Origin of the sequence: Streptococcus mitis (genome assembly GCF_946188585.1) — a bacterium.
GTDB lineage: Bacteria > Bacillota > Bacilli > Lactobacillales > Streptococcaceae > Streptococcus > Streptococcus mitis_DG.
The window spans coordinates 72,329-78,328 of sequence record NZ_CAMHVI010000006.1 but is presented as its reverse complement, the minus strand read 5'-3'; the positions used below and the strand labels follow the sequence as shown (position 1 = coordinate 78,328).

The window sequence follows — 6,000 nt, the reverse complement described above, 5'->3', positions numbered from 1 at the left end:
ATACGTAAGTCTCTTAATACTCTTTGACGACCTCGGAAGCGTTCATTTCTTAAGACGCGTTCTAACTCTTCTTGTTTCTCTTTGCTTTGTTTGTTTCTATAATTTTTTAGTGTTTCATGAAAGAGATAATAATCATCTAGCCAGAGTCCTCCCTCTCCTATACGATGACTAATTTCACCCACTTCTTCATAAGGTTCTTTATCATATCTTCGCTTCTGGCTTTCTTGTTTACGAATATAATCTAGAATTCGATTTCGGAACTTGGTTTTGAAGTATTTACGTAAACGAGGGATATCTTCTACCAGCTCTTCTTCTCTACTAATCAATTCATGTAAGCAAATCATTCCCTCTTGGTCCCAGTCCGATAACTCCCATAAATGCAAGTAATATTCATTTCTACACTTATATACAATCCCCTGGACTTCTTCATACAATTCTTCAATCATATTGTTCCCCTTTCTAGATACAGTCTAACAGATTCAGAAACACTTTTGTCCCATTTCCTCCGTTCTGTCCCCTTTATCTCCTCAACTGCACAAAAAAGAGAGGACTTGCCTCTCTCAGGGTTATAATTCTGCAATTTGGTTTAGGTTTACTTCTGCTATTGTGTCATTACCAAACATAGAGATAATCATCTTCACTTTATTGTTATCAATCTCTGTAATCTTACCAGTATAATCTGCAAAAGCACCATCAATAATACGTACAGTTTGACCAACTTCAACATCGATATCAAACTCTTGTACAGTTTGTCCCATAGAAACCAAGATATCACGGATTTCTTGTTCCAATAATGGAGTTGGTTTTGATCTGTTTCCGTGAGATCCAACGAATCCTGTAACGTTTGGCGTATTTCGAACAACAAACCAAGCTTCATCTGTCATCACCATTTCCACAAGAACATAACCTGGAAAGCGATTTTCTTCTACTTCTTTTCTCTTTCCATTTTTTTCAACTTGCACTGTTTGTGTTGGAATTTCAACACGCAATATATTATCCAACATATTGTATGTTTGTGCACGTTGTAATAGATTTTCTTTTACCTTATTTTCATAACCAGAATAGGTTTGTAAGACAAACCATCCTTTATCAAAACTATCCATGATACTTCCTTTCATAAATAGAAAACTTTTAGTGTGGTTAATGCCACTAGTTTTCTAAAAAATGTTAATAAATCGAATCAATCCTGAAACAATCAACTTGTCAAAAATATAAATAATCACAACAAAGAAAGCAGTGTATTCCATGATAGAACGAAAATCTCTCCAGCTTTCCTTGCGAGTTGGCCATGTTGTGTCTTTAAGAAGTCTAAAAATATCTCCAATAAAACGCATCGCTCTCTCCTATCTCGTTTCTCTGTGTGTAGTGTACTTGCCACAATGCTTACAAAATTTATTTACTTCTAGTCGTGTAGGCTTGGGGTTTCCACTAATCTTAATTGAATAGTTTCTCGAACCACAAACCGCACAAGCTAGGCTTGCTTTTTTTAATGCCATAACGCCTCCATCTTATCTATTATAACAAGAAAGCTAGGCTTTGACAAGCATCTTAACGAAATAGATTGACTACCGAATCCCATATCGTTTGAGCCTTTTCCTTAATCTTCGCATCCGAGATAGCACGACTAGCCTCATCTACCAGATTTTGTGCACGACTTCTAATATCAGAAAGGCTATTATCCGCCTGATTTTCTTCATTACGCTGTACTTGATTTCTTGTATTGGCTGGTGCAATTCCATTTTGCTTATACGCATTTTCAACCGTAAAGGTACTTCCTGGCGTATAAGGTAAAATGGTATTAGCAATGTTTCTAAAGACATGAGCTGCACCGTTTGAAGTAGATCCTGCTAGATAGTGATTTTCATCAGTGGTAGGGAAACCAAGCCAGTGACTAATCACTACATCCGGAGTATAACCAATTACCCACTGGTCACTTGTGTATTCCGGATTGAAAACAGCTTCAGTTGTTCCAGTTTTTCCTGCCATGACATAGTCTGCAGGCGATGAACTAATACCTGTTCCGTTTGTAAATGTTCCCAACATCATACTGGTCATCTTGTCAGCTACAGACTTATCAATCACCCGTTTTTGTGAATTTTTATGGCTCGCAATGACCTGACCACTAGCATTTTCAATTCTACTAATAAAATGAGCTTCCGGCATTAATCCTTCATTTGCAAAGGCAGCATATGCTTGAGCCATTTGAAGAGGGTTGGTTTCAACACCGCTTCCCAAGGCGACACCAAGAACACGATCGACTTTTTCCATATTGAGTCCGAATTTTTCGCCCGCCTCAAAAGCCTTATCAACTCCCAAATCATTAACAGTGGCAACAGCAGGCAGATTAAGCGATTCTGCCAAGGCTTGATACATAGGAACTTCTCGACTCGTTTTGATCCCTGCATAGTTATCAACCTTATAGCTGTCATACTGCATAGTATGGTTATCCAACTGCTTATTCAAAGCCCAGCCAGCTTCAACTGCAGGCGTATAAACAACTAAAGGCTTAATTGTAGAACCAGGGCTACGTTTTGATTGGGTTGCATAGTTGAAATTCCGGAATCCAGTTTTATCATTGTCAGCAACTTGACCGACAACCCCACGAACTCCCCCTGTTTTCGGTTCGAGAGCTACACTTCCTGATTGAGCAAATGTTCCATCCTCTGCCCTCGGAAATAGTGAGGTGTTTTCATAGACCACCTGCATATTTGCTTGGTAGTTTTGGTCCAGTTCTGTGTATATGCGATAGCCATTATTTACGATTTCTTCCTCGGTTAGATGATACTTAGAAACGGCTTCATTAACCACCGCGTCAAAATAAGAAGGGTAGCGGTAATCTGAGATTTTTCCTTCATACTTATCGTGCAATTGCGAAGTCATATCAACTTCTGCAGCTTCGGTTTCTTGGTTTTTATCAATGTAACCCGCTGCAACCATATTTTGCAAAACAGTATCGCGACGATTGGTTGAATCCTCTATAGAATTCAAGGGATTATACAATTCCGGACCCTTTAGCATCCCTGCCAGAGTCGCAGCTTGATCCAGACTCACTTCTGATGCAGATACTCCAAAGTATTTCTTACTCGCATCTTCAACCCCCCACACACCATTTCCAAAATAGGCGTTGTTAAGGTACATGGTTAAGATCTGATCTTTGCTATATTTTTTAGTCAATTCTAAGGCCAGGAAAAATTCTTTTGCTTTTCTCTCAACTGTTTGATCCTGTGACAAATAGGCGTTTTTTGCTAGCTGTTGGGTAATAGTAGAACCACCGCCTGAACGACCAGCAGTGATAATAGCCAAGAAGAAGCGTCCATAGTTAATCCCGTCGTTTTTATAGAAAGAACGGTCTTCAGTCGCAATTACAGCATTTTGCAAGTTTTTACTGATGTCAGTCAGTTCAACGTAGGTTCCCTTTTGACCAGACAAGGCACCTGCCTCTTTTTCTTCACGGTCAAAAATGAGGGTTCGAGTTTTCAAGGCGTTTTGCAAATCGTTAACATTGGTTGACTTGGCTACAGCAAACAAATAGGTTCCGACTAACAAGCCTGCACTCAAACCTAGAATAACAACGATTTTCGTTAGATGATAGCGACGCCAGAATTTTCTAATCGGACCCACTTGGGCTAATTTTTTTCGATCACTACGAGAGCGACGTAAGCTAGTAGAATAAGATTCCTCTAGTTCACTTGTTTCTTTTTTAAAAAGAGAAAGAAATTTCTCGAATAATTTATCTAATTTCATGCGTTTATTTTATCATCTTCATCATAGGAAGACAAGAATTTTGCTATTTCCTATCCAAATAGGGCTTTTTTTGTTACAATATCTGTATGAAATTCACATTTACATTACCCGCCTCTTTACCTCAAATGACGGTAAAGCAATTACTAGAAGAGCAACTCCTCATTCCTAGAAAAATCCGGCATTTTTTGAGAATCAAGAAACATATTTTGATAAATCAAGAAGAGGTTCACTGGAACGAGATGGTGAAGCCTGGAGATGTTTGCCAATTAACTTTTGACGAGGAAGATTATCCCAAAAAGACAATCCCTTGGGGCGACCCAGACTTAGTTCAGGAAGTTTATCAAGACCAACACTTGATTATTGTAAACAAACCTGAGGGGATGAAAACGCACGGCAATCAACCAAACGAAATTGCTCTTCTTAACCATGTCAGTGCCTACGTTGGCCAGACCTGTTATGTCGTTCATCGTCTGGACATGGAAACCAGTGGCTTAGTTCTCTTTGCTAAAAATGCTTTTATTCTACCCATTCTCAACCGCTTATTGGAGAAAAAAGAGATTTCCAGGGAATATTGGGCACTTGTTGACGGAAATATCAACGGCAAAGAGCTTGTTTTCAGGGACAAAATCGGACGTGATCGCCATGATCGTAGAAAAAGAATAATTGATACAAAAAATGGACAATATGCTGAAACGCATGTAAGCAGATTAAAGCAATTTCCAAACAAAACTTCCTTGGTTCGTTGCAAGCTAAAGACAGGGCGAACCCATCAGATTCGTGTGCACCTTTCGCATCATAACTTTCCGATCCTAGGTGACCCTCTCTATAATAGTAAATCAAAATCAAGTCGGCTTATGCTTCATGCATTTCGACTTTCCTTTACCCATCCACTTACATTAGAGAGATTAAGCTTCAATGCCTTTTCAGATACTTTTGAAAAAGAATTAAAAAAGAATGGATGATTGTGTCATCCATTTTTCCATATAAGAAAAGCAAGACCAATAGGCCTTGCTTTTTATCGACTCATGAATTATTTAGCGATTTTTGCGAAGTATTCAAGAGTACGAACAAGTTGTGCAGTGTATGACATTTCGTTGTCGTACCATGATACAACTTTAACCAATTGTTTACCGTCAACGTCAAGAACTTTAGTTTGAGTTGCGTCAAACAATGAACCGTAAGACATACCTACGATATCTGAAGATACGATTGGATCTTCTGTGTAACCGTATGATTCGTTTGAAGCTGCTTTCATAGCTGCGTTCACTTCATCAACAGTAACGTTCTTTTCAAGAACTGCTACCAATTCAGTAACTGATCCAGTTGGAGTTGGAACGCGTTGTGCAGATCCGTCAAGTTTACCGTTCAATTCTGGGATTACAAGACCGATAGCTTTAGCAGCACCAGTTGAGTTAGGAACGATGTTTGCAGCACCAGCGCGAGCACGGCGAAGGTCACCACCACGGTGTGGTCCGTCAAGGATCATTTGGTCACCAGTGTAAGCGTGGATAGTAGTCATCAATCCTTCAACAACACCAAAGTTGTCTTGAAGAGCTTTAGCCATTGGAGCCAAGCAGTTTGTAGTACATGAAGCACCTGAGATAACTGTTTCAGTACCGTCAAGAACATCGTGGTTAGTGTTGAATACAACTGTTTTAACGTCGTTTCCACCAGGAGCAGTGATAACAACTTTTTTAGCTCCACCTTTAAGGTGTTTTTCAGCTGCTTCTTTCTTAGCAAAGAAACCAGTAGCTTCAAGAACGATTTCTACACCGTCAGTAGCCCAGTCGATTTGTTCTGGATCACGTTCAGCAGAAACTTTAACGAATTTACCGTTAACTTCGAATCCACCTTCTTTAACTTCAACAGTACCGTCGAAACGACCTTGAGTTGTGTCGTATTTCAACAAGTGTGCAAGCATAACTGGATCTGTAAGGTCGTTGATGCGTGTAACTTCAACACCTTCTACGTTTTGGATACGACGGAAAGCAAGACGACCGATACGTCCGAAACCGTTAATACCAACTTTAACTACCATTAGTGATTTCCTCCTTATGAAAATCATGAAATTTTTATTGTGAAAAGAGTAACTTGAATCACTACAAATCACCTTTCAACAAACCTATTATATAACTATTTAAATTTAATTGCAAGTACGGGCGTTGTTTTTTGTCTATACCCCACTTATTTTTCTTTCTCCTTTGAAAGCCTATACTGCTTTCTTTCTTTGTCTACCTAATCATTTCCCACTTTCCT

General features: G+C 39.1%; 7 protein-coding genes. 1 reads left to right on the top strand and 6 read right to left on the bottom strand.

The features are described 5' to 3' along the window. The 5 genes from N8M66_RS07905 to pbp2a form a co-directional block, all read right to left on the bottom strand. A partial coding sequence (locus N8M66_RS07905) for a sigma-70 family RNA polymerase sigma factor (protein ID WP_261046712.1) occupies positions 1 to 446 on the bottom strand: 446 nt, incomplete at its 3' end. 120 nt (positions 447 to 566) lie between these two features. After that, a complete protein-coding gene (nusG, locus tag N8M66_RS07900) occupies positions 567 to 1,103 on the bottom strand; it encodes a transcription termination/antitermination protein NusG (protein WP_049492454.1) in 537 nt (178 codons plus the stop codon). A gap of 54 nt (positions 1,104 to 1,157) precedes the next feature. Then, positions 1,158 to 1,334, bottom strand: coding sequence for a preprotein translocase subunit SecE (secE, locus tag N8M66_RS07895; RefSeq protein WP_001210990.1), 177 nt, complete (start codon positions 1,332 to 1,334; stop codon positions 1,158 to 1,160). Between the two features lie 9 nt (positions 1,335 to 1,343). After that, positions 1,344 to 1,496: a 50S ribosomal protein L33 gene (rpmG, locus tag N8M66_RS07890; protein ID WP_001809375.1), complete on the bottom strand. Its 153-nt coding sequence runs from the start codon at positions 1,494 to 1,496 to the stop codon at positions 1,344 to 1,346. 52 nt (positions 1,497 to 1,548) lie between these two features. Then, on the bottom strand, positions 1,549 to 3,744 hold the full coding sequence (gene pbp2a / locus N8M66_RS07885; protein ID WP_261046709.1) for a penicillin-binding protein PBP2A: 2,196 nt from the start codon (positions 3,742 to 3,744) through the stop codon (positions 1,549 to 1,551). A gap of 86 nt (positions 3,745 to 3,830) precedes the next feature. On the opposite strand from pbp2a, the gene N8M66_RS07880 reads away from it, so the two are divergent. Next, positions 3,831 to 4,706 carry an RluA family pseudouridine synthase gene (locus tag N8M66_RS07880; protein ID WP_314725951.1) on the top strand — a complete coding sequence of 292 codons (876 nt, stop codon included), beginning with the start codon at positions 3,831 to 3,833 and terminating at the stop codon, positions 4,704 to 4,706. A 68-nt stretch (positions 4,707 to 4,774) separates the two neighbouring features. Here N8M66_RS07880 and gap read toward each other — a convergent pair whose 3' ends face one another. Then, complete coding sequence (gap, locus tag N8M66_RS07875; RefSeq protein WP_000260685.1) at positions 4,775 to 5,782, bottom strand: type I glyceraldehyde-3-phosphate dehydrogenase; 1,008 nt, start codon at positions 5,780 to 5,782, stop codon at positions 4,775 to 4,777. Positions 5,783 to 6,000 lie beyond the last annotated feature (218 nt).

Coding starts and splice junctions, on each gene's coding strand:
- nusG (WP_049492454.1), bottom strand. CDS start 1,103: ATGGATAGTTTTGATAAAGGATGGTTTGTCTTACAAACCTATTCTGGT.
- secE (WP_001210990.1), bottom strand. CDS start 1,334: ATGCGTTTTATTGGAGATATTTTTAGACTTCTTAAAGACACAACATGG.
- rpmG (WP_001809375.1), bottom strand. CDS start 1,496: ATGGCATTAAAAAAAGCAAGCCTAGCTTGTGCGGTTTGTGGTTCGAGA.
- pbp2a (WP_261046709.1), bottom strand. CDS start 3,744: ATGAAATTAGATAAATTATTCGAGAAATTTCTTTCTCTTTTTAAAAAA.
- N8M66_RS07880 (WP_314725951.1), top strand. CDS start 3,831: ATGAAATTCACATTTACATTACCCGCCTCTTTACCTCAAATGACGGTA.
- gap (WP_000260685.1), bottom strand. CDS start 5,782: ATGGTAGTTAAAGTTGGTATTAACGGTTTCGGACGTATCGGTCGTCTT.